The organism is Variovorax sp. RO1, from assembly GCF_002849325.1.
In the GTDB taxonomy this organism is placed as follows: Bacteria; Pseudomonadota; Gammaproteobacteria; order Burkholderiales; family Burkholderiaceae_C; genus Variovorax.
The window spans coordinates 130,234-153,387 of sequence record NZ_PKMT01000007.1; the positions used below are offsets into that span (position 1 = coordinate 130,234).

Annotated in this window: 21 protein-coding genes; 15 read left to right on the forward strand and 6 right to left on the reverse strand. The window is 67.6% G+C overall.

Features of this window, described 5'->3' with window-relative positions:
- The first annotated feature begins 9 nt into the window (after positions 1-9).
- Complete coding sequence (locus CY658_RS27515; RefSeq protein WP_101493210.1) at positions 10-1,128, forward strand: hypothetical protein; 1,119 nt, start codon at positions 10-12, stop codon at positions 1,126-1,128.
- Here CY658_RS27515 and CY658_RS27520 read toward each other — a convergent pair.
- Positions 1,125-2,117 carry a Bug family tripartite tricarboxylate transporter substrate binding protein gene (locus CY658_RS27520; RefSeq protein ID WP_101493211.1) on the reverse strand — a complete coding sequence of 331 codons (993 nt, stop codon included), beginning with the start codon at positions 2,115-2,117 and terminating at the stop codon, positions 1,125-1,127. The genes CY658_RS27515 and CY658_RS27520 overlap by 4 nt on opposite strands.
- The gene (locus tag CY658_RS27525) at positions 2,114-3,040 is read right to left on the reverse strand and encodes a LysR family transcriptional regulator (protein ID WP_099795484.1); all 927 of its coding nucleotides are present in this window, start codon (positions 3,038-3,040) and stop codon (positions 2,114-2,116) included. Before CY658_RS27525 ends, CY658_RS27520 begins: the two co-directional genes overlap by 4 nt.
- A gap of 118 nt (positions 3,041-3,158) precedes the next feature.
- Here CY658_RS27525 and CY658_RS27530 point away from each other — a divergent pair, with 118 nt between their 5' ends.
- Genes CY658_RS27530 through CY658_RS27540 form a run of 3 tightly spaced genes read left to right on the forward strand, consistent with a single transcriptional unit; the run spans position 3,159 to position 8,292 of the window.
- Complete coding sequence (locus tag CY658_RS27530) at positions 3,159-5,939, forward strand: tannase/feruloyl esterase family alpha/beta hydrolase (protein WP_101493212.1); 2,781 nt, start codon at positions 3,159-3,161, stop codon at positions 5,937-5,939.
- Positions 5,936-7,288, forward strand: coding sequence for an alpha/beta hydrolase family protein (locus CY658_RS27535; protein WP_101493213.1), 1,353 nt, complete (start codon positions 5,936-5,938; stop codon positions 7,286-7,288). The genes CY658_RS27530 and CY658_RS27535 overlap by 4 nt, the downstream gene beginning before the upstream one ends.
- A 29-nt stretch (positions 7,289-7,317) precedes the next feature.
- Entirely contained in the window at positions 7,318-8,292 is a 975-nt protein-coding gene (locus CY658_RS27540; RefSeq protein ID WP_101493214.1) for a tripartite tricarboxylate transporter substrate-binding protein, read from the forward strand.
- 15 nt (positions 8,293-8,307) lie between these two features.
- On the opposite strand, the gene CY658_RS27545 is transcribed toward CY658_RS27540, so the two are convergent.
- Positions 8,308-9,018, reverse strand: coding sequence for a FadR/GntR family transcriptional regulator (locus CY658_RS27545; RefSeq protein ID WP_101493215.1), 711 nt, complete (start codon positions 9,016-9,018; stop codon positions 8,308-8,310).
- A 238-nt stretch (positions 9,019-9,256) separates the two neighbouring features.
- Here CY658_RS27545 and CY658_RS27550 point away from each other — a divergent pair, with 238 nt between their 5' ends.
- The 10 genes from CY658_RS27550 to CY658_RS27595 all read left to right on the forward strand — a co-directional run bounded on the left by CY658_RS27550 (position 9,257) and on the right by CY658_RS27595 (position 21,369).
- Positions 9,257-12,508 (forward strand): glycosyl hydrolase family 95 catalytic domain-containing protein, encoded by a 3,252-nt coding sequence (locus CY658_RS27550; RefSeq protein ID WP_101493216.1) that lies wholly within the window; start codon positions 9,257-9,259, stop codon positions 12,506-12,508.
- An 80-nt stretch (positions 12,509-12,588) separates the two neighbouring features.
- Positions 12,589-13,647, forward strand: coding sequence for a porin (locus CY658_RS27555; protein WP_101493217.1), 1,059 nt, complete (start codon positions 12,589-12,591; stop codon positions 13,645-13,647).
- Between the two features lie 35 nt (positions 13,648-13,682).
- Positions 13,683-14,444, forward strand: coding sequence for an SDR family oxidoreductase (locus CY658_RS27560; protein WP_101493218.1), 762 nt, complete (start codon positions 13,683-13,685; stop codon positions 14,442-14,444).
- 23 nt (positions 14,445-14,467) lie between these two features.
- The gene (locus CY658_RS27565; RefSeq protein WP_101493219.1) at positions 14,468-15,343 is read left to right on the forward strand and encodes an amidohydrolase family protein; all 876 of its coding nucleotides are present in this window, start codon (positions 14,468-14,470) and stop codon (positions 15,341-15,343) included.
- A 10-nt stretch (positions 15,344-15,353) separates the two neighbouring features.
- Entirely contained in the window at positions 15,354-16,865 is a 1,512-nt protein-coding gene (locus CY658_RS27570; RefSeq protein ID WP_101493220.1) for a sugar ABC transporter ATP-binding protein, read from the forward strand.
- Positions 16,866-16,882: 17 nt separating this feature from the next.
- Positions 16,883-17,908 (forward strand): ABC transporter permease, encoded by a 1,026-nt coding sequence (locus CY658_RS27575; RefSeq protein WP_101493221.1) that lies wholly within the window; start codon positions 16,883-16,885, stop codon positions 17,906-17,908.
- Positions 17,909-17,950: 42 nt separating this feature from the next.
- A complete protein-coding gene (locus tag CY658_RS27580) occupies positions 17,951-18,904 on the forward strand; it encodes an ABC transporter substrate-binding protein (RefSeq protein WP_101493222.1) in 954 nt (317 codons plus the stop codon).
- A gap of 26 nt (positions 18,905-18,930) precedes the next feature.
- Positions 18,931-20,211 (forward strand): L-fuconate dehydratase, encoded by a 1,281-nt coding sequence (locus CY658_RS27585; protein WP_101493223.1) that lies wholly within the window; start codon positions 18,931-18,933, stop codon positions 20,209-20,211.
- A gap of 37 nt (positions 20,212-20,248) precedes the next feature.
- Positions 20,249-21,025: an SDR family oxidoreductase gene (locus CY658_RS27590; RefSeq protein ID WP_101493224.1), complete on the forward strand. Its 777-nt coding sequence runs from the start codon at positions 20,249-20,251 to the stop codon at positions 21,023-21,025.
- Positions 21,026-21,039: 14 nt separating this feature from the next.
- Complete coding sequence (locus CY658_RS27595; RefSeq protein ID WP_101493225.1) at positions 21,040-21,369, forward strand: L-rhamnose mutarotase; 330 nt, start codon at positions 21,040-21,042, stop codon at positions 21,367-21,369.
- An 18-nt stretch (positions 21,370-21,387) separates the two neighbouring features.
- Here CY658_RS27595 and CY658_RS33085 read toward each other — a convergent pair whose 3' ends face one another.
- On the reverse strand, positions 21,388-21,735 hold the full coding sequence (locus CY658_RS33085; protein WP_257885005.1) for a hypothetical protein: 348 nt from the start codon (positions 21,733-21,735) through the stop codon (positions 21,388-21,390).
- A 231-nt stretch (positions 21,736-21,966) separates the two neighbouring features.
- On the opposite strand from CY658_RS33085, the gene CY658_RS27605 reads away from it, so the two are divergent.
- Complete coding sequence (locus CY658_RS27605; protein WP_101493226.1) at positions 21,967-22,407, forward strand: hypothetical protein; 441 nt, start codon at positions 21,967-21,969, stop codon at positions 22,405-22,407.
- A gap of 122 nt (positions 22,408-22,529) precedes the next feature.
- Here CY658_RS27605 and CY658_RS27610 read toward each other — a convergent pair whose 3' ends face one another.
- Together CY658_RS27610 and CY658_RS27615 are read right to left on the reverse strand one after the other, a co-directional pair.
- Positions 22,530-22,946, reverse strand: coding sequence for a type II toxin-antitoxin system HicB family antitoxin (locus CY658_RS27610; protein ID WP_101493227.1), 417 nt, complete (start codon positions 22,944-22,946; stop codon positions 22,530-22,532).
- Positions 22,947-23,135 (reverse strand): type II toxin-antitoxin system HicA family toxin, encoded by a 189-nt coding sequence (locus tag CY658_RS27615; protein ID WP_101493228.1) that lies wholly within the window; start codon positions 23,133-23,135, stop codon positions 22,947-22,949. It abuts the gene before it with no gap.
- Positions 23,136-23,154: the final 19 nt, after the last annotated feature.

Consider the following 23,154-nt stretch of genomic DNA (forward strand, 5'->3'; position numbering starts at 1 on the left):
CGCAGCGGCATGGGCTTTTTGAGTTTCGCCTTCAACGCGGCCACCGTGGTGCTGCTGATGGTCGGCGTCGTGATCGTCGGCGTCGTCCTGCTGCGGGTCTTCGGGGCACTGGAGCGGCGGATGGACTCCCGGGCGGCCGGGCGTTTCTTCAAGTTCACGGGCTACTTCACGCTGGCGACCTGCGTGGTCGCGCTCGTGGGCGGCTTCGTTCTCTACGTGACGCGCGCGCCGGACCCCGCGGAACTCGAGCGGGGCATGGCCAAGCTCTTCACCTACCCGTCCAACCGCATCCGCATCGATCTGAACGCTGTCAGCGAAGCGCAGCGCCAGGAACTGGTGCGCGCCCTGCAGCCGCTGCTGGCAAGCACGTCGCGCGAGTTCTACCAACGCGTGACCACGCGCCGCGGCGGCTACGGCGTGAAGGCGACGCTGCCGAGCTACTACCGCCTCACCGCCGATCGCCTGGAGATCGCCACCGGCGAGAGCTTCGGCAACGGCAGGACGATCCCCGTGCTGTTTCCGCAGGTGCTGGCGCATGCGGCCAACGCCGCCACCGTGCCGGCGCTGCCTCCCGCGATCGACGCGCAGATCGTGGCGGGTGACCACGAACCGGTCCCGCTGTCGCTGGTGTCGAAGACCGCCGAGCTGATGGTGCTCACGCGCCAGACGCTGCGGGGCACGCAACCCTTGCCCGCGCCCTGTCTCATGGCGGTCCGGGCGCAGGTGCCCACCGATCATTTCGAGTGGCTCTTCGGGGCCGACCGGAACGGTTTGGGCAAAGACGTGCGCCTGCAGGTGAGCGCCGTGCCCGGCGTGCTGCCGGCCGGTGACTACGAACTGCGCCAGCTGACGCTGCTGGGCTCAGAGCGCCGGCGCGTGCTCTGGGAACGCGCCGCCGCGCAGGGGCATGTCGCCGTGCAGCTGGGCCTGGCGCCTGTCGGCCTGCGCGAGAGCCCCGGCTGCGAGGCCCGCCTGCTCAAGCAGCTCGACCGCGCTTGGACCGTGACGGCGTTGCGCAACGTGTCGCCGGCGCTGGCCAGCGCGGTGAAGCAGGTCGACATCGAGCAGCGCCCGTCGCGCTTCAGCCCCTGGTACGCGGGCTTCGGCTGGACGGCGGCACCGCCCTAATCGAACTGCGCCCGCGCCCCCGCCACCAGCGCGCGGTTGCGCCGCCGGTCGGCGGCAATCTCCTGCGCGAAGTCCTCGATGCTCCCTCCGGCCGGCAGGTTGTAGGCCTCGCGCAGGCGCGCACGCAGCGCGTCACCTTGCAGCAGCCGGTTGATCTCGGCGTTGAGGCGCTGCACCACCGCTGCCGGTGTGCGCGCGGGCGCGAAGATGCCGAACAGCGAATCGCGGTTCGCCTTCTCGTAGCCCAGCTCCGCGAGCGTGGGCACCGCAGGCAGCGCCTCGATGCGCGCGGGTGCGCCGACGGCCAGCGCCTGCAGGCGACCGCTCTCGATGTACTGCAGCTGCTGCGCCGCGACGTTGGTCGACAGCACCTCGAACTGCCCGCCGAGCGCGTCGTTGAGCTGCGGGCCGCCGCCGTGGTAGGGGATGTGTGTGATGTCGGTGCGGCTTTGCATGCGCACCTGCGCCAGCACCATGTGGCCGATGGTCGCAACGCCCGAGGTGGCCCAGCGCACCGCGCCCGGCTGGCGGCGCGCCAGCGCGATCAGCTCCGCAAAGCCGCGGCCCGCGAAGGCCGGCGTGCCGACGACGAGCACCGGCGTGCGCATGACGCTGGCCACGGGCGCGAAGGCGCGCAGCGGGTCGTAGGGCGCGCGTGCGAGCAGCGGGTGCAGGGTGAGCGGGCTGATGGCGGAAAAGGCCAGCGTGTGGCCATCGGGCGTGGCGCGCGCGAGCGCGTCCATGCCCAGGCTGCCGCCCGCGCCGGCGCGGTGTTCGATGAGCACCGGCACGCCCAGCGACTGCGCCAGCGGCTCGGCCAGCGCGCGCGCCATGCCGTCGCTCACACCGCCCGGCGGGTAGACCACGATCAGGCGCACGGGGCGGCTGGGCCAGGGTGGCGAGGCCGCGTGCGACAGATGCGGCAATGCGCACGCAGCCGCGAAGCCGATGCGTTGCAGGAAGTGGCGGCGCAACAGCGGAAGGGTCATGCGACGGGCTTCCCTTCGGCCAGCCCGCGCAGCAGCGCCGCGAAGTGCCGCGCCGGCAGGTTGTCTTCGTCGGCGCGCGACACCAGCGTGAGCGGCGCGTCGAGCTGGCCGCCGTCGGCCAGTCGCGTGTAGGCGATGGCGTGCGCGTGCACGCCGGTCATCGAGGTCGGCACCACCGACAGGCCGACGCCCGCGGCCACGAGGTTCAGGTTGGTCATCATGCGATCGACTTCGGCCACCACGCGCGGGCGCAAGCCCTGCGCGTGGCACAGCGCGAGCAGCTCGGCATAGAGGCCGGGCGCGCCCGGGCGGCGCACGAGGATGATGCCTTCTTCGCAGAGTTTCGACAGCGACAGTGGCTTCGCCGGCTTCTTGCCATTCGCAGCAGTTGCAAAGCGGTGGTCGCTCGGCATCGCGACCCACACCGGCTCGCGCAGCAACGTCTCGAACACCAACCCCTCGGGCCGCGCCACCGGCACGCGCAGCAGGCCGCAGTGCAGCCGGCCCGCGGCCAGCGCCTCGGTGAGTTCGGCGGCGTTGTCTTCGCGCAGCTGCAGTTCCACGCCGGGGTGTGCACGGCGGAACGCGCGCAGCGCCTCGGGCATGAAGCGGTGCGCGGCGGCCGAGCTGGTGAAGCCGACCGCGAGCGTGCCGGTCTGGCCCTGGGCCACGCGCGCCATGCGCTGCTTCATGGCCTCCATGTCCTGCAGCATGCGCAGCGCCTCGGCCTGGAACAGCCGGCCGGCGTCGGTGAGCGCCACGCCGCGCGGGTGGCGCTTGAACAGCAGCACGCCCAGCTCGCGCTCCAGCGCCTTGATCTGCAGGCTCAGCGGCGGCTGCTGGATGCCCAGCTGCTCGGCGGCGCGCGTCATGTGGCCGGTGCCGGCCACGGCCACGAAGTACCTCAGGGCGCGTATGTCCATATGTTTTTTGTATTGAATAGGCCTTGTTATTTTATTTGACCCTAAGTCACACGGAATCTATCGTCCGGCCGCCTATTCAAAAAGCAGTCCACCGAGGCTGCATGCCGGAGACAAATCCATGCGCACACCGCGCCCTGCCTCGAAGTTTTGTGTCGTCGTTGCGCTGATCGGCGCCTCGCTGGTTCTGGCCGCCTGTGGTGGCGGCAGCGGAGGTGGGGGAGGGAGCCCCGGCTTCTTCCTGCCGACCCCGCCGCCCGCCAGCGGCAACAACCCGCCGGCCGAGGAGCCGCCCGGCAATCCGCCCCCGCCCGTGCTGCCCGTCGTGGCCTGTGCCGACCTCGCCGGCAAAAGCCTGCCCGCCGCGCTCATCAGCCTGCCCACGCAGGGTGCCACCGTCACCAGCGCCACGCCCGTGGCCGCCGGCGACGCGGGCAACACGCTGGGCGACCACTGCCGCGTGCGCGGCACCATCGCGCCGGTCGACCCGGCTTCGCAGCTCATCAACTTCGCCGTCAACCTGCCCGAGCAGTGGAACCAGAAGACCATCCACTTCGGCGGCGGCGGCTTCGACGGCGTGCTCATCGACGGCACCGAAGTCATCCGCTTCGGCCCCGCGGGCAAGCCCGCGCCGCTGGCGCTGGGCTACGCGACCTACGGCGACGATTCGGGCCACCAGTCGAGCAGCATCACCGACGGCAAGTTCGCGGCCAACGACGAGCAGCTGGCCAACTACGGCGGCCAGTCGCTCAAGAAGACGCGCGACGTGGCGCAGGCGCTGGTGTTCGCGCGCTATGCGGTGAAGCCCAAGCACGCCTACTTTCTCGGCACCTCGACCGGCGGGCGCGACGCACTCGGCTACATCCAGCGCTGGCCGCAGGACTACGACGGCGTGATCGCCAACGAGCCCGCGCTCAACTACACCGGCACGCGCCTGTCGAACGTGGCGGTGGGCCGCGCGCTGTACAACAACAGTGCGGCGGGCTGGCTCAACCTCACCGAGACGCTGCTGGTGCAGAAGGCCGCGATGCAGGCCTGCGACAAGCTCGACGGCGCGGCCGACAGCATCGTGAGCAACGTCGAAAGCTGCCGTCAGCTCAACACGCAGATCCTCGCCTCGCTGCGCTGCCCCAACGGCGCCGACACGGCGGACACCTGCCTGTCGGACGCGCAGATCGACACGGTGCACGCCATCGAGTCGCCGCTGGAGTTCACGCGCTATTCGCTCGCCAACGGCGTGAAGCGCGCGGGTGGCTACAACCTGCTCGAGGGCGCGCTCGTGGCGGGCCCGTACACCACGCGCGACCTCGGCACACGCAAGGTGCCGGGCAACCCGGCCACCTCGGCCGACGCCAACATGTACGTCACGGGCGACCAGTGGGTGAAGTTCTTCGTCACGCGCGATGCGGACTTCAACACGCTGACCTTCGACCCGCAGAACCCGGGCGCGTACACGTCGCGCGTGACCGAGGTGTCGAAGCTCACCGATGCGACCGACCCGAACCTCGCGCCCTTCTTCGCACGCGGCGGCAAGCTGCTCATGCTGCACGGCCTGGCCGACGAGGTGATCAGCCCCAACTCGACCATCGACTACTACCAGCAGCTCGTCGCCACGCTGGGCCAGGCCGCGGTCACGCAGAACGTGCGCTTCTACACCGTGCCCGGCATGGGCCACGGCACCGGCAGCTTCATTCCCAACTGGGACTCGCTCGCGGCGCTCGAAGGCTGGGTCGAGGGTGGCCTGGCGCCCGCCACGCCGGTGGCGGTGGACGCCGTGGCCGGCAGCTACGGCCGCACGCGCCCGCTGTGCCAATTTCCGTCGTGGCCCAAGTACCGCGGCAGCGGCAGCCTCGATGCGGCCGTCAACTACAGCTGCGTGACCGAGGTCGGCGACCCGCTCGCTTGCCCGAACCTGCCGGCGAGCGCAACGCGCTACAAAGGCGGCAACAGCTTCGGCGAGGAACTGCAGGTGCAGATCGACCCGGCTTCCATGGCCTACACCGTGACCATCGATGCGAGCCACGAACCCACGCGGGTCGGCACGCAGCGCGCCGGTTCGCTCGTGTCGCAGGGCAGCTGCAGCTACACGAGCGGCGAGAGCGGGGCGGTGTTCAGCTTTGGCGCCGGCGGCGTGCTGCTGGGCGGCGTGAACCCGCCGAGCGGCACCGGCTTCTCGCCGCTGGTGGCGTTCCAGAACACCTTCCAGAACGTGTCGCCGTCGACGGATTTCCGCACGGTGTCGCTGATCTTCAATGCGACCGGCGTGGAACAGCTCGGCGCGGGGGCCACGACGGCGTTCTCGTCGGCGGGACGGCTGCGCAATGCGGGCACCTTCCAGTTCTGCCGCAGCCCGGCGTCGAACAGTTTCATGACCTACGACCAGACCTGCAAGAACACCGAGAAGGGCTACCTCAGCTACAGCACGGTGCGGGGCGCCTTCGACATGTACACGACCTCGACCTCCTCGAGCGGCACCGCCGAGACCACGGGTGGCACGCTCACCGGCTCGGTGGTGATCGGGCTGGTCAACGGCGTATCGACGCCGCTGTACCTGCGCCGCGTGGCGACCGCTGTGCCGGCCGGCGACACCACCAGCGGCGCGGCCACCGTCATCCAGCCGGGCCTGCGCCTGCTGGCGGTGCAGCAGACGCTGATGCCTGGCGCGGCCGACGGCAGCTATGCCATGGCCAGCGCGAAGGGCGAGAGCCGCGAAGCCACCGTGGTCGCCACCGCCTTCAACCTCGGCGGCGCGGCGGCCACGCTGGGCTACGACACGCCGGTGCTCGGCGTGGCGCAAGCCGGCGCCGGCCGGCCGGGCCATTTCATCTTCAACAGCGGCGTGATGGCGTTCGTCACCACCGACGGAACGAACGCCGCGCTGGACCTCGGAGTACGCCATTGAAAAAACACCTCTCGCAACTTGCCGCCCTCGCTTTGCTGGGTGCGGTGCCGCTGCTGTCCGCGCATGCGGCCCCCGCCACCGCACCGAAGCCCACGGCCTGCCCGTCGCCCGTGCCGGAGACCGCACGCTGCTACACCGGTGAAGACGGTACGGGCGCGTTCTACTGGATCGCCATTCCCAAGGACTGGCAGCGCGGCGTGCTCGTGATGCATGCGCACGGCGGCCCCGAGACGGGCGCGCCCAAGCTCGCGCGCAGCGAGGAAGACCTGAAACGCTGGGCCATCACCGTGAAGGCCGGCTATGCGTGGGCCGGCTCCACCTACCGGCGCGGCGGCTACGGCGTGACGATGGCGGCCGAAGACACCGAGCGCTTGCGGCAGATCGTCGTGCGCCACTTCGGCACGCCCAAGCGCACGCTGCTGCACGGGCAGAGCTACGGCGCGGGCGTGGCGGCGAAGGCGGCCGAACTCTATGCGCCCGTGGGCGATGCGAAGCGTCCTTACGACGGCCTGATGCTCACCAGCGGCGTGCTCGGCGGCGGCAACAGCGCCTACGACTTCCGGCTCGACCTGCGCGTGGTCTACCAGTACGTCTGTCGCAACCACCCGAAGCCCGACGAGCCGCAGTACCCGCTGTGGATGGGGCTGCCGATGGACGCGAAGCTCACACGCGCCGACCTCGCCGCGCGCATCAAGGACTGCACCGGCGTCGGCACGCCCGCCGCGCAGCGCACGCCCGAGCAGGCGGCGCGGCTGAAGACCATCCTGTCGGTCGTGAAGATCCCCGAGCGCTCGCTGGTCGGCCATCTCAACTGGGCGACGTGGCTGTTCCAGGACCTCGTCCAACAACGCCTGAACGGCCGTAACCCCTTCGGCAACATCGGCGTGGTCTACAGCGGCTCGACTGACGACGCGGCGCTCAATGCCGGCGTCCTGCGCTACACGGCCGACCCGCGGGCGCAAGGTGCGCTCGCGGCCGACAGCCAGCCCACGGGCCGCACCTCGCTGCCGACCGTCGGCCTGCATGCCATCGACGACCCGACCGCGTTCGTCGAGCTCGAGAACGCCTACCGCCGCATCCGCGATGCGGCCGGCACCGGCAGCCACCTGGTGCAGAGCTTCAGCGCCGAGCGCGAGCACAGCTACCTCAGCGATTCGGAATACCCCGCGCTCTTCGGCGCGCTGCTCGACTGGATCGACACCGGCGAGAAGCCCACGCCCCAGAGCCTCGCGCAACGCTGCGCGTCGCTCATGCCGCGCTACGACACCGACGGCAAGAACGGCTGCTACATCCAACCCGAGTGGCAACCCCCGACGCTCGAAAGCCGCGTGCCTTCGCGCGCGCCCTGATTTTCTTTTTGACCTTGACGGAGACTCCGATGAAAAAAATGTTCGCCCTCGCGGCGGTGGCCCTTGCTGTGTGCGCCCACGCGCAAGACTTTCCCGCGGGCAAGCCCGTGACCATCGTCGTGCCCTTTGCGGCCGGCGGCCCGACCGACCGCGTGGCGCGCGACCTCGCCGAGGCGCTGCGCAAGCCGCTGGGTGGTGTCAGCGTCATCATCGACAACGTGCCCGGCGCGGGCAGTTCCATCGGCGCGGCCAAGGTGGCGCGCGCCAACCCCGACGGCTACACGCTGCTGCTCAACCACATCGCGATGGCGACCGTGCCGACGCTGGTGCGCAACGTGCCGTTCAAGGTCGAGACCGACTTCGAGTACCTGGGCATCGTCAACGACGTGCCCATGACGCTCATCGCCAAGCCCAGCCTGCCGGCCACCAACTACAAGGAACTGACGGCCTGGATTGCTGCCAACAAGGGCAAGATCAACCTGGGCAACGCGGGCATCGGCTCGGCCTCGCACCTGTGCGGTTTGCTCTACCAGAGCGCCATGAAGACCGAGATGACGCCCGTGCCCTACAAGGGCACGGCACCGGCCATCACCGACCTCATCGGCGGCCAGATCGACCTGCTGTGCGATCAGAGCACCAACACCTCGCCGCAGATCGAAGCCAAGAAGGTCAAGGCCTATGCCGTGACCACGCCCAAGCGCCTGACCACGCCGCTCTTGAAAGACCTGCCCACGCTCGACGAGGCCGGCCTGAAGAACTTCCAGGTGACGATCTGGCACGGCCTGTATGCGCCCAAGGGCACGCCCGCGCCGGTGCTCAAGAAGATCAGCGATGCACTGAAGCTGGCACTGAAAGATGCCGACTTCATCAAGCGCGAAGAAGCACTGGGCGCCGTGGTCGCCACCGATGGCCGCATCGAACCCGAGGGCCACAAGAAGTTCGTGGCGGCGGAAATCGCCAAGTGGAGCCCGATCATCAAGGCCGCGGGCGTCTACGCCGACTGACCTTGTAGCCCGGCGTCAGCCGCCCGGTGCGACGGACTCTCCGCTCCACCGTGCGTGCGACGCCTGCAGGTGGTGCAGCATGGCCGCCGCCGCCACCTGCGGATCGCGCGCCACCAGCGCGAGATAAATCGCCTCGTGCTCCACGAACGCCGCCTTCCAGGCCTGCGGGTTCTCCGTGCGTTCGCTCATGCGCGACGAGATCGGGCTGTGCCGGTCGTCGAACAGGTCGCCGATGAGCCGGATCAGGATCGAGTTGCCCGTCATCTCGGCAATCGCGAGGTGAAAGCGGCGGTCGTTCTCGACCATGGTGCGCCCGCTCAGGCCGTCCTGGCGCATCGCTTCCAGGCACTCCTTCACGCGCTCCAGCTGCTGGCGGCCGACCCGGGCCGCGGCCAGCGTGGCGGCCGAGCTCTCGAGCATCGAGCGCACCTGCATCAGCTCTGACGGGCTCTCGCCCAGCGCGGGCGTCTCGCCCTCCAGCATGGCCTGCGGCGAGCAGACGTACACGCCCGAGCCCATGCGGATTTCCACCGTGCCATCAATTTCCAGCGCGATCAGCGCCTCGCGCAGGGAAGGGCGCGACACGCCCAGCTGCAGTGCCAGCTCGCGCTCGGGCGGCAGGCGCGTGCCCGCGCTCAACCGGCCGTCGCGAATGAAGGCGCGGATGCGATCGGCGACTTGCTGATAGAGCCGGCGGGCGGGCGGGGACTTGGCGGAAAGAAGCATGCGGCTCCGGCGGAAAAAAGAGGCGAAGGGGCTTGGTCAGGCCAATTTAAGCATCCTAAGCCAGCGGCATTCCAGAGGGAAGTGCGGCCTATGAAAACAAAGGCTGTCATAGGGTTTGTTCTGGTAAGGCCAATTCCAAGTGCTGCTCAAATTGGCCCGACCAGATGGTTTTAAGCGAATTGGCTTGACCAGATGGCACCTGCCTGCATCGAGGTCCTGCCATCCAGAAAGGGTACACATGCGCTTGAAATCCACCGAGGAGACCGTGTCGATCGCCGGCGAGGCATCGCCCGCGATCGACATCCGCCGCCGCACGCTGTTCGGCGCGCTGGGCGCCTTTGCCACCTTGCCCCTGCTGTCCGCCTGCGGTGGTGCCAGCGACGGCGCGGGCTCGGCGTTTCCCTCGGTGGCCGGCGCGCAGCCGCCCGCACCGGCGCCTGCCGCCGCCAAGACCGCGGTGCCCGACGTGGCCACCAGCGGCGGCCGGCGCATGTGGTACGCGGCCCCCGCCTCGACCTGGCTGGAGGCCCTGCCGCTGGGCAACGGGCGGCTCGGCGCCATGCTCTATGCGGGCGTGTCGTCCGACCGCCTCCAGTTCAACGAGAACAGCCTGTGGACCGGCGGCAACAACTTCGACAGCGGCAACTACGACCTGTCCGACCAGGCCTTCGGCACCTACAAGAAGTTCGGTGAGCTGCTGGTCGAATTCGACAGCGGCAACCGCGTGAGCAGCCCCACCGGCCATCTGGGCAGCAGCGGGGAAGAGGTCGAGAAATCGGTCGACGGCACCTCGGCCACCAAGTGGTGCGTGACGCCGGTCAGCAGCCGCATCGAGTGGCAGGCGACGCTGGCCGCGCCGGCCGTGGTGTCGCGCTACACGATCACGAGCGCCAACGACGTGCCCGCGCGCGATCCGCGCCAGTGGACGCTCTCGGGCTCCAACGACGGCACGACCTGGGTGCTGCTCGACAGCGTGAGCCTGGCCGCTTCGTTCGAATCGCGCCTGCAGACCAAGAGCTTCAGCTTTGCGAACAGCGCGTCGTACAGCCGCTACCGGCTGGCGTTCACTCACGACACCGCCACGCCGCATTTCCAGCTGTCGGAAATCGCGCTTGACGGCGTCGTCTTCGCCAGCGCGTCGGTGCAGCCCTGCCTGTCGTCGCCGAGCGGCCATGGCGGCGAGGACAACGTCTCGGCCAACGAAGACATCTCGCGCTCCGTCGACGGCCGGGTCGACACCAAGTGGTGCGTCGAGACGCGCGATGCCGAGGTCGTCTGGCTGCTGGACAACCGCACGCCGGTGGTCGTCAACGCCTGCGCGCTCACGAGCGCCGGCGACGTGCCGGCGCGCGACCCGCAGAGCTGGCAACTGCAAGGCTCCGCCGACGGCATCGTGTGGACCACGCTCGACACGCGCAACCTGGGCGGGCCCTTCGCCCAGCGCAACCAGGTGCGCGACTTCGCGTTCAGCAACGGCACCGCCTTCCGCTACTTCCGCTTCGTGTTTGCGCGCGACGTGGCCGTGTCGCACTTCCAGGTGGCCAACATCGTGCTGCGCGGGCCGGGCTACACCAGCGACGGCCTCGACGTGCTCGCCAACTACGAGCGCAGCCTCGACCTGCGCCGCGGCGTGCACGGCGTCGGCTTTCGCCGCCAGGGCCAGCGCCAGGCGCGCCTGGCCTTCGCGTCGCGCATCGACGACGTGGTGGTGTGCTTCTACGAGGCCACGCAGGCCGGCGGCCTCTCGGGGCGCATCGCGCTCACGAGCGGGCAGTCGTCGGGAAGCATCACGGCGCCCACGGGCAGCTCGCTGGAACTCACGTCAACGCTGGGCAACGGGCTGCGCAGCGGCGCGGTGCTGCGTGCCTTGCCCACCGGCGGCACGCTGTCGAGCGTAGGCAACGAGCTGCGCTTCGCCAACTGCAACGGCCTGCTGCTGGTGCTCGACGCGGGCACCGACTACGCGCCGTCGCACGACGCCGGCTGGCGCACCGGCACCGACCCGATGCCGGCCATCCGCCAGCGCGTGGCCGCCGCCGCGGCCCGCAGCCTGGAGACGCTCGTCGCGCGGCACGCGGACGATTTCTCGGCGCGCATGGTGCGCGTGCAGGCGACCTGGGGCGCCGAGGCCGCGCCGTCGCTGCGCGCGCTGCCGACCAACCTGCGGCTGAAGTCGTTCAAGACCGCCATGGCCGATGCGGGGCTCGAGCAGGTCATGTTCGACTACAGCCGCTACCTGCTCGCCAGCTCGTCGCGCCCGGGCGGCCTGCCGGCCAACCTGCAGGGGCTGTGGAACGACAGCAACGACCCCGCGTGGGCCAGCGACTATCACAACAACATCAATGTCCAGATGAACTACTGGGGCGCCGAGACCACCGACCTCGGCGACTCGCACCAGGCGCTGGTGGCTTACGTGCAGGCGCAGGCGGCGCCGCTGCGCATCGCCACGCGCGCCGCGTTCGGTGCCAGCACGCCGGGGTGGACGGCCCGCACCAGCCAGAACATCTTCGGCAGCTCCGCGTGGGACTGGAACGTCGTCTCCAGCGCCTGGTATGCGCAGCACCTGTGGGAGCACTTCGCGTTCACGCAAAACGTGCCTTACCTGCGCGACGTGGCCTATCCGCTCATCAAGGAGGTGGTGCAGTTCTGGATGGCCCGCCTCAAGCGCCGGACCGACGGCCTGTACGTGTCGCCCAACGGCTGGTCGCCGGAGCACGGACCGGTCGAAGACGGCGTGATGTACGACCAGCAGATCATCTGGGACCTGTTCCAGAACTACCGCGACGCTGCGGCCCGGTTGGGGCAGGACACCGCCTATGCCGCCGACGTGCAGGCCCGGCAGACCGCGCTCGCGCCCAACAAGATCGGCAGCTGGGGCCAACTGCAGGAGTGGCAGACCGACCGGGACGACGCGGCCGACCGCCACCGCCACACCTCGCACCTGTTCGCCGTGTACCCGGGGCGCCAGATCACGCGCACCGCCACGCCGGCCTTTGCCGATGCGGCGCTGGTCTCGCTCAAGGCGCGCTGCAACGAAAGCACGGCGCACGCCTTCGTCGCTTCCGACGTGGTGGGCGACAGCCGCCGTTCGTGGACCTGGCCCTGGCGCTGCGCGCTGTTCGCCCGCCTGGGCGACGGCGCCCGCGCCGGTGAAATGCTCAAGGGCCTGCTCGCGTTCAACACGCTCGACAACTTGTTCTGCGACCACCCGCCGTTCCAGCTCGACGGCAACTTCGGCATCTCGGGCGCCATCGCGGAACTGCTGCTGCACAGCCACGAGGGAAAGATCGTGCTGCTGCCGGCGCTGCCCGTGCACTGGCGCACCAGCGGCTCCTTCAGCGGGCTGCGCGCACGCGGCGGCTACCGCGTCGATTGCGCCTGGGCCAACGGGCAGGTGAGCGCGTACGCCATCACCGCCGACCGCGCGCCCAACAAGAACCCGATCGTCGTGCGCGTGAACGGCGTCGACACCACTGTCGTGCCCACGTAGCCCGCCCCGTTTCCCAGCCGCACGGCCCGGATCGGCCGCCTTCGCATCGACAACAACACAAGAGACAAGGAAGAAAGAAGATGAAGCACGGTTTCCAGGCTGCCACGGCCACCTTCTGCCTGTGCATTGCTGCAGCGGGCGCGCAGGCCCAGAGCAGCGTCACCCTCTACGGCCGGGCCGTGGCGGGCGCCGACTACCAGAACAACATCGCCAACCCCGACGGCAAGGGCCGCGGCCACCTGTGGCGCCATGCAGGCAACCAGTGGGGCACCAGCCTGCTGGGCGTGAAGGGCAGCGAAGACCTGGGCGGCGGCATGCGCGCGTTCTTCGTGCTCGAAGGCGGCTTCGACCTGCCCGCGGCCAAGCCCAACGGCGCCGACCTGCTGGTCAATCGGCGCTCGTACGTGGGCCTGGAAGACTATTGGGGCAAGCTCGTGCTCGGCAAGAACCTGTCGATCGCCAACGACGTCTGGTACCTCGACCCCACGGGCCAGCAGTTCATCGGCACCGCCACGCTGGTGCGCGGGCGCAGCTGGCAGGGCAACGACAACGGCATCGAATACACGACGCCCAAGTGGGGCGGCTTCAGCGCCACCGTGCAGACCGGTCTGGGCGAGCAGCTCGACGGCTTCACCAAGCTGCGCAAGGACGGCATCTCGCTGTCGTACACCGCGCCTTCGTTCGAGGTGCGCGCCATCTATGACGTGGCGCGCGACAAGAACGGCAAGTACACCGAGCTGTTCAACACCTCGAAGGAGCTCACGCTCGGCGGCACCGCCACGCTGTTCGACGACCTGAAGATGTTCGTCGGCTACCAGCGCCTGTCGGCACCCGACGCGCCGCTCAACGCACCGAGCAAGGCCAACCACTACTGGGTCGGCGCCAACTACAAGCTCACGCCCTGGCTCACGCTCATCGGCTCGATGTTCCGCGTCGAGCAGAACCGCAACGCCGGCAGCGCCAACCTGTACATGCTGGGCGCGAACTATGTGCTGTCGAAGCGCACGCTGCTTTACGCATCGGTGGGCAAGGTCTACAACAGCGCCAACGCCAACTTCTCGGTGGAAGCCACCAACAACAATCCGCCCATGGGCGGCAAGCAATCGGGCACGTACTTCGGCATCAGCCATACGTTCTAAGCCTGGCCCGCCACGCGAACCATTGAACATTTCGAATGACTTCGACACGACTGCAGAACAAGACGATCCTCATCACCGCGGCGGCGCAGGGCATCGGCCTGGCCACCGCGCTGGCCTGCGCACGCGAAGGCGCGCAGGTGATCGCGACCGACATCAACGCCGCGCTCCTCGACAAGCTCGCGAGTGAATCCACCGGCATCCGCACCGCAGTGCTCGACGTGCGCAGTGCCGACGCCATCGCCGCGCTGGCCGCCGAGCTGCCGTCGCTCGACGGCCTCTTCAACTGCGCGGGCTACGTGCACCACGGCAGCGTGCTCGAATGCGACGAGGCCGCGTGGGACTTCAGCTTCGACCTCAATGTGAAGAGCATGTACCGCATGGTGCGTGCCTTCCTGCCGGGCATGCTCGACAAGGCGGCGCGTGAAGGCAGCGGTGCATCGATCGTCAACATGGCGTCGATGGCGTCGTCGGTGAAGGGCTTCCCGAACCGCTTCGCGTATGGCGCCTCCAAGGCCGCGGTGATCGGCATGACGAAGGCGCTGGCCGCGGACCACGTCAAGCAGGGGCTGCGCTGCAATGCGCTGTGCCCCGGCACCGTCGACACGCCCTCGCTGCGCGAACGCATTGCCGCCGCACCCGACCCGGTGCAGGCCGAGCGCGATTTCATCGCGCGCCAGCCCATGGGCCGCCTCGCGGTGGCCGACGACATCGCGCCGCAGGTGGTCTACCTGCTGAGCGACGAGTCGCGCTTTGTCACGGGCCAGGTGGTGCTCGTCGATGGCGGTGTGACGATCTGACCCGACGGATGGCGCCTCCCCGCATGACCCCACGCATCGACTCGCATCAGCATTTCTGGCGGCCCGCGCGCGGCGACTACACGTGGCTGCGCGCCGACGTGCCCGCGCTGGCGCCGCTGGTGCGCGACTTTCTTCCCGAGCACCTCGCGCCGCTGCTGCAGGCGCATGGCGTGCAGCAGACCGTGCTCGTGCAGGCCGCCGACTCGGAAGCCGAAACCGACTTCATGCTCGAACTGGCGACCGCGCACGACGTGATCGGCGGCGTGGTCGGCTGGGTCGACCTGAGCAGCCCCGAGGCCGTGGCGTCGATCGAGCGCATGGCCCGGCACCCGAAGTTCAAGGGCGTGCGGCCGATGCTGCAAGACCTGCTCGACGACGACTGGATCGCGCGCATGCCGCGCCCCGATGCCCTCCAGGCGCTCGTGCGCCGAGGCCTGTGCTTCGATGCGCTGGTGATGCCGCGGCACCTGCCGTCGCTGCTGCGCTTTCTTCAAGACTGGCCGCAGCTGTCCGTGGTGATCGACCACGCCGCGAAGCCGCCGGTGGGCGCACCCGACAGCGAGGCCTTCGCGACCTGGCGCCGGCACATGACCATGCTCGCTGCACTGCCGCAGGTCTGCTGCAAGTTCTCCGGCCTCTGGGGCGAGGCCCCGCGGGCGGTGCACCACGACGTCGATGCCGCCGTGCAGGCCGTGCGCCCGGTGTGGGAGCACCTGCTCGACAGCTTCGGTCCCGCGCGCCTCATGTGGGGCAGCGACTGGCCGGTGCTCACGCTGGCTGGCGACTACGCGGGCTGGATCGCGGTCAGCGAGGCCTGCATCGGCAGCCTGTCGGCCGACGAGCAGGACCACCTCTGGCGCGGCACCGCGCAACGCTTCTATGGTCTCCCGACGAACTGAACGCGCTCCCATGCAACCCATCGTCACCCTCCGCGACCTGTGCAAATCCTTTGCCGGCGTGCGTGCCCTCGACAAGGCGCAGTTCGAGCTGCTGCCCGGCGAGGTGCATGCGCTCATGGGCGAGAACGGCGCGGGCAAGTCCACGCTCATGAAGGTGCTCGCCGGCGTCTACACCAAGGATTCGGGCGAGGTGCTGTTCAACGGCCAGCCCGTTGACATCGCGAGCCCGCGCGCCGCGCAGGCGCTGGGCATCGGGATCATTCACCAGGAGCTCAACCTGATGAACCACCTGAGCGCCGCGCAGAACATCTTCATCGGCCGCGAGCCGCGCGGGCGGCTGGGCCTGTTCATCGACGAGGAGGCGATGCGCGTCGACACACAGCGCATCTTCGATCGCATGAACCTGCGGCTCGACCCGCACACGCCGGTCGGCGAACTCACGGTGGCCAAGCAGCAGATGGTCGAGATCGCGAAGGCGCTCTCGTTCGACTCGCGCGTGCTCATCATGGACGAGCCCACCGCCGCGCTCAACAACGAAGAGGTGGCCGACCTGTTTCGCATCATCGGACAGCTGAAGTCGCAGGGCGTGGCCATCGTCTACATCTCGCACAAGATGGACGAGCTCAAACGCATCGCCGACCGCGTGACCGTGATGCGCGACGGCCAGTACATCGCCACCGTGTCGATGGCCGACACGCCGATGGACTCGCTCATCGCCATGATGGTGGGCCGCCAGCTCACCGAGGTGGAGAACGATTTTCCCGACACCTCGAGCAACGCCGTCGTGCTCGAAGCGCGCGGCATCGCGCGCGGCGCGATGGTGCGCAATGCCAGTTTCGTGCTGCGCAAGGGCGAGATCCTGGGCTTTGCCGGCCTCATGGGCGCGGGCCGCACCGAGCTGGCGCGCGCGGTGTTCGGCGCCGACCCCATCGATGCGGGCGAGGTCTTCGTGCACGGCAAGAAGGTGTCGATCAAATCGCCCGAAGATGCCGTGCGACACGGCATCGGCTACCTCTCCGAAGACCGCAAGCACTTCGGCCTGGCCACCGGCATGGACGTGGAAACCAACATCGCGCTGCCGAGCATGAAGAAGTTCGTGTCGATGGGCGTGTTCATCGACCAGGCCGCCATCGAGGCGGCCGGCAAGCACTACGTGAAGCAGTTGAGCATCAAGACGCCCTCGGTGCGCCAGCAGGTGCGGCTGCTCTCGGGCGGCAACCAGCAGAAGATCGTGATCGCCAAATGGCTGCTGCGCGACTGCAGCGTGCTCTTCTTCGACGAACCCACGCGCGGCATCGACGTGGGCGCCAAGGCCGAAATCTATCGCCTGCTCAACGAGCTGGCCGCGCAGGGCAAGGCCATCGTGATCATCTCGTCGGAGCTGCCCGAGATATTGCGCGTGAGCCACCGCGTGCTGGTGATGTGCGAAGGCCGAATCACCGGCGAACTGGCGGGGCGCGAGGCCTCGCAGGAAAAGATCATGCAGCTCGCCACCCGGCGCGAAGCAGCTGCCACCGCATGACGATTGGAGACCCTACCTTGACCACCCCTACCGCCGCAACCGCCGCCACGCCTGGCTTCTCGCTGAAGGCGCGGCTCTTTCGCCCCGCCACGCGGCAGAAACTGCTGGCCTTCACCAGCCTCATCGCGCTGATGGTGTTCTTCAGTTTTGCGTCGTCGCAATTTTTGCAGACCGACAACCTTGTGAGCATCCTGCAGTCGACCGCGGTGAACGGCGTGCTGGCCACTGCCTGCACCTTCGTCATCATCACCGCGGGCATCGACCTGTCGGTGGGCACGCTCATGACCTTCTGTGCCGTCATGGCCGGCGTGGTGCTCACCTACATGGGCATGCCGCTGGCACTGGGCATTGCGGCGGCGATTCTCTTCGGTGCGCTGGCCGGTTTCGTGTCGGGCGTGCTGATCGCCAAACTCAAGATCCCGCCCTTCATCGCGACGCTCGGGATGATGATGTTGCTCAAGGGCCTGTCGCTCGTGATCTCGGGCACCAAGCCGATCTACTTCAACGACACGCCGAACTTTCCGGCCATTTCGCAAGACTCGCTGATCGGCTACTTCATTCCGTCGCTGCCGATTCCCAACGCGGTGCTGATCCTGTTCCTGGTGGCGGTGGCCGCGAGCATCGTGCTCAACAAGACCATCCTCGGGCGCTACACCTTCGCGCTGGGCAGCAACGAAGAGGCCGTGCGCCTGTCGGGCGTGAACACCGACTTCTGGAAGGTCGTGGTCTACACGGTGAGCGGCGGCATCTGCGGCATCGCGGGCCTGCTCATCGCCTCGCGCCTGAACTCCGCACAGCCCGCGCTGGGGCAGGGCTACGAGCTCGATGCGATTGCGGCCGTGGTCATCGGCGGTACCTCGCTCAGCGGCGGCACCGGCACCATCGTCGGCACGATCATCGGCGCCTTCATCATGAGCGTGCTGATCAACGGGCTGCGCATTCTGTCGGTGGCGCAGGAGTGGCAGACGGTGATCACCGGCGTGATCATCATTCTTGCCGTGTACGCGGACATCCTGCGCCGCCGCAGTGCGGCCACGCACTGACCGACTTCCCCTTTTTCTTTCCACACACAACAGGAGACTTGCATGATCCATAGAAGAACCCTCACGGCCACGCTCGGCGCGGCGCTCATCGGCCTGTCGGGCCTTGCGCAGGCGCAGCAGCCCACGGAGATCTACATTCCGCTCGTGTCCAAGGGCTTCCAGCACCAGTTCTGGCAGGCTGTGAAATCGGGCGCCGACCAGGCCGCGAAAGACCTGAAGGTGAAGGTCAGCTTCGAGGGGCCCGAGTCGGAGTCGATGGTCGACAAGCAGATCGACATGCTCTCCGCCGCGCTCGCCAAGAAGCCGCAGGCCATCGGCTTTGCCGCGCTCGACAGCCAGGCCGCGATTCCGCTCTTGAAGAAGGCGCAGGCCGCGAAGATTCCCGTGGTGGCCTTCGACTCGGGCGTGGACAGCGACATTCCCGTGACCACCACCACCACCGACAACAAGGCCGCTGCGGCATTGGCCGCCGACAAGATGGCCGAGCTGATCGGCAAGGCCGGCGAGGTCGCGCTCGTGGTGCACGACCAGACCAGCCGCACCGGCGTGGACCGGCGCGATGGCTTCGTGAGCCGCATGAAGTCGACCTACCCGAACATCAAGATCGTGAGCGTGCAGTACGGCGGCGGCGACCAGCTGAAGTCGACCGAGATCACCAAGTCGATCCTGCAGGCCTCGCCCAACATCAAGGGCATCTTCGGCGCCAACGAGGGCTCCGCCATCGGCGTGGTCAACGGCGTGAAGGAGATGAAGCGCAACGGCAAGGTCGTGATCATCGGCTACGACTCCGGCAAGCAGCAGAAGAACGCCATCGTCGACGGCAGCATGGCCGGCGCCATCACGCAGAACCCCGTGGGCATGGGCTACAAGACCGTGGAGATGGCGGTGAAGGCGATCAAGGGCGAGAAGCTGCCCAAGGTGGTCGACACCGGGTTCTTCTGGTACGACAAGACGAACATCACCGACCCCAAGATCGCCGCCGTTCTGTACGACTGATTCATCTCTTTGCGAAGACCCCGTTCATGACCATCGTTCGATCCATGCGCGTACTGGACGTGCGCTTTCCCACTTCGCAGCAGCTCGACGGCTCCGACGCGATGAACCCCGACCCGGACTACTCCGCGGCGTACGTCGTGCTGGAAACCGACCAGCCGGGCCTCGAAGGCCATGGCCTGACCTTCACCATCGGGCGTGGCAACGAGATCTGCTGCGCGGCCATCGAGGCGATGCGTCACCTGGTTGTCGGGCTCGACCTGCAGTGGGTGGCGCAGGACATGGGCCGCTTCTGGCGGCACATCACCTCCGACAGCCAGCTGCGCTGGATCGGCCCCGACAAGGGCGCGATTCATCTGGCGACCGGTGCGGTGGTCAATGCGATGTGGGACCTGTGGGCCAAGTCCGAAGGCAAGCCGGTGTGGCAACTGGTGGCGGACATGAGCCCTGAAGAGCTGGTGCGCTGCATCGACTTTCGCTACATCACCGACTGCATCACGCCCGAAGAAGCGCTGGTGTTGCTGCGCGAAGCCTCTGTGGGCAAGGCCGAACGCATCGCCACGCTGAAGGCCGAGGGCTACCCCTGCTACACCACCTCGGCCGGCTGGCTCGGCTACTCCGACGAGAAGCTGCGCCGGCTCGCGCAGGAGGCGGTCGATGCGGGCTTCAACCACATCAAGCTCAAGGTGGGGCGCGACCTGCAGGACGACATCCGCCGCCTGACCGTGGCGCGCGAGGTGCTCGGGCCCGACCGCCATCTGATGATCGACGCCAACCAGGTCTGGGAGGTCGACCAGGCCATCGACTGGGTGAAGCAGCTCGCCTTTGCCAAGCCCTGGTTCATCGAGGAGCCGACGAGCCCCGACGACGTGGAAGGCCACCGCAAGATCCGCGAAGGCATTGCACCGGTGGTGAAGGTCGCCACGGGCGAGATGTGCCAGAACCGCATCATGTTCAAGCAGTTCATCATGCGCGGCGCCATCGACGTGGTGCAGATCGATTCGTGCCGGCTCGGTGGCGTGAACGAAATTCTGGCGGTGATGCTGATGGCCGCGAAGTACAAGCTGCCCGTGTGTCCGCACGCCGGTGGGGTGGGGCTGTGCGAGTACGTGCAGCACCTGTCGATGATCGACTACCTGTGCATCTCGGGCACGCGCGAAGGCCGCGTGATCGAGTATGTCGATCACCTGCACGAGCACTTCGTCGAGCCCTGCGAGATCCGCGGCGCGGCCTACATGCCGCCGAAGGGCGCGGGCTTTTCGATCACGATGAAGCCGGCGTCGCTCGAACGCTATCGCTTCCGCGCTTGAACCCACACACCCGCAACAGCAAAGGCATCGGCCCCTCATGGACCTGCATCTGAAAGACAAGGTGGTCATCGTGACCGGTGGCGGCAGCGGCATCGGCGCGGCCATTTCGCTCACGCTCGCACGCGAAGGGGCAGTGCCCGTGATCTTCGGCAAGAGCCCGCTCGACGCGCCGTTCGAGCACGAACTGCGCGCGCTGCAGCCGCGTGCGCGCTTCATGCAGCTCGACCTCATGGAAGAGGCCGCGTGCGCGAAAGCCATCGACGCCACGGTGGCCGAGTTCGGCCGCATCGACGGGCTCGTCAACAACGCGGGCGTGAACGACAGCGTGGGCCTGGAAGCGGGCCGCGAGGCCTTCGTGACCTCGCTGGAGCGCAACCTCGTGCACTGCTACGTGATGGCGCATTTCTGCCTGCCGCACCTGAAGGCCAGCAAAGGCGCCATCGTCAACATCTCGTCGAAGACGGCGGTGACGGGGCAGGGCAACACCAGCGGATACACCGCTGCCAAGGGCGCACAGCTGTCGCTCACACGCGAGTGGGCCGCGTCGCTGCTCGAAGACGGTGTGCGCGTCAACGCCGTGATCCCCGCCGAAGTGATGACGCCGCTGTACCAGCGCTGGATCTCCGGCTTCGACGAACCCGACAAAAAGCTTGCGACCATCACCGACAAGATTCCCCTGGGCCGTCGGATGACCACGTCGCAGGAGATCGCCAACAGCGTCGTGTTCCTGTTGTCCGACCAGGCCTCGCACACGACCGGGCAGTGGGTGTTCGTCGACGGCGGCTACACCCACCTGGACCGGGCCTTGACCTGATCGGACGACGACCCATGCGCCACTGCCTTGCCCTCGACCTGAAAGACGACCCCGCACTGATCGCGGAATACGAGGCGTACCACCGCGACATCTGGCCCGAGGTGCGCGCGCACCTGCACGCGCACGGCGTGAAGGGCATGGAGATCTACCGGCTGGGTACGCGGATGGTGATGCTGATGGAGACGGACGATGCGCGGTATGACGCGCAGGCGATGGCGGCGGCATCGCACAGCGACCCGAAGATTCGGGCGTGGGAGGAACTGATGTGGAAGTTCCAGGCGCCTACGCCTTGGACGCCGGAAGGGGAGAAGTGGGTGGGGATGGAGCGGATCTTCTGTTTGTAGATTCCGCGTCCATCGCACTCAGAGCCCGTGGATGGCAACGGTGGCCCAGAAGGCGGCCCACACGCCAATCAGGCCCAGCAGGGCCATGACGGTGAGGTATGCAATGAAGTACGTGATGCGCCTTGCGATGCTGCGGGTGGCTGGAACCTGCCGCCAGTAGATCAACCCGGCCCACAAGAGCAGGGCGCCGGCAACGAGTGCGACCATGGGCCCCGTCAATGTCAGGACCCGCCGTCGCTCAAGGCCGCCGAGCAGGACATTGAGGGCCGGGATTGAAACGGTCCACGACAGCATGCTCAGCACCAGCCGCGAGCCGGCACTCATCGGGCCGCTTCGCGTGGTGCTGCCTAAGTCTTGTGCTGTCATTTTTACTCTCCCTGTTGGACTGTTGTTGCCTCTCTCAAAATCATAGGGAGAGTGGTCTCATGCACACGCAGCAGGTCGCGCGGGAATCAGTAGTGACCGTGACGCAAGTAGCTTGCTTGCCGTGGCAATCGCAAACCGATCGTGAACGCCTTAGCCCCACCGTATTGAAAGCACCAAGGCGCAGCCCGGAGCCATTACCCTCACCGACCCTGTTCATCAGAAATCGGCGCCATGAGCTTCAGCATCTACTACGACGCAAGACGCGACAGTCCCCTGACCCACGAGGAAGCGCAGCGCCTGCATGCGATCGTGGGGGCCTTCGACAAGATCGACGAAGCTGACCACCATGCGCATCCAGGCAAGGGCCTCAACTGGGAGACCTTCACGCTCTACAAGGCGTCCGAACTCACCGGAGGCAAGGTGCTGGCCGGCGCCACGAAACTCCCCGACAACAAGGCGTTCGCCCTGCACAAGGGGGCCAGCCATTGGGTGGCCTGCCTCAACCGGATTCGCCGTGAAGTGCTGCCGGATGCCAGGTGCAGCGTGAGCATCGATGACAGGACGCTGCTCTGGAGCGACAAGAGCGGCTGGCACGACGAGGCGTCGGACGGGCTGGCGACGCTCTGGCTGGGCTGCCTGTTGAGCGCACCATTCCGGCTGTTCACGAAGTGAGCGGCTGACCGCCGGGCGTGGCGCTGCCAGCCGCGGTCGACGCCGACGGCCGCATCGAGCCCGAAGGCCACAGGAAGTTCGTGGCGGGGGAGACTGCAATTCCGACGATGCAGCTTGACGTTTCAGACGAGAGAAAATTCCAGGCGTTTACCCAAGGCCTGCAATGCAGCGGCAACCGTATCGATCTTCGTCGGGTGATGCAAATCCAGGAGGCGGGTGACTTCTTGAGGCCTCGCATCCATTCGGCGCGCCAACTCAGCGGGACGCGCACCTTGAGCAATCATCTCGTTCAGCAAAAGTACTTTGGCTGAAACGCTTGCGGGAAGGTCGATGGCAACCTGCCCTCGCTTCAACGAAGATGGCAAAGGCACCGGGCGTCGATCTTCAAAATAGAAGTCCATTGCAGTGGTGAGCGCGTCCAGTGCAAGCTCCAGAGCTTTCGTTCGACTCTTGGCGCCCGTCAATGCTTCCGGGATGTCTGGAAACGACACCACGAATCCATCACCATCCCGCGCAATTCTTGCAGGGTAACTAAACATTCATTTCCCCTTGGGGTTCACGCCTAACTGGCGAAGGATGAGCATGCGGAGTCCCAGACCCAGCTCTTCCGTCGCGTGACGAGGCAGCGTTGTTTGTTTGCCGTTCAAATAGACCTTCGTGTGCTTTTTCCCCTCAAGGAAAGTGGCGCCCAATGAGGCGAGGTAGCGTTTGAACTCCGATGTCTTCATGAGCTAGGCACAGGCGGGG